The 262-nt window shown below is 48.1% G+C and carries 2 tRNA genes; both read left to right on the top strand.

What is annotated here, in order from left to right:
• Nucleotides 1-26: 26 nt before the first annotated feature.
• Nucleotides 27-103 (top strand) — tRNA-Ile (locus ATB78_RS28055).
• Nucleotides 104-142: 39 nt separating this feature from the next.
• Nucleotides 143-218, top strand: a tRNA-Ala gene (locus ATB78_RS28050).
• The last annotated feature ends 44 nt before the right edge of the window (nt 219-262 follow it).

Genomic DNA, 262 nt, shown 5'->3' with positions numbered 1-262 from the left:
GGTTTATAAGTAAAAGAGACGATACTGGGTCTGTAGCTCAGGTGGTTAGAGCGTTCGCCTGATAAGCGAGAGGTCGGTGGTTCGAGTCCACTCAGACCCACCAATTTCCTTTGAAATTGGTATGCAGTATCGACACCTTGATGGGGCTATAGCTCAGCTGGGAGAGCGCCTGCCTTGCACGCAGGAGGTCTGCGGTTCGATCCCGCATAGCTCCACCATCTTTAAGTGTTCTTGAAAAAGAATCTTTAAAAATGGTTTTCAT

Origin of the sequence: Vibrio sp. CUB2 (assembly GCF_001557945.1) — a bacterium.
Classification (GTDB): Bacteria; Pseudomonadota; Gammaproteobacteria; order Enterobacterales; family Vibrionaceae; genus Vibrio; species Vibrio owensii.
This window is presented reverse-complemented; position numbering and strand designations above follow the sequence as displayed.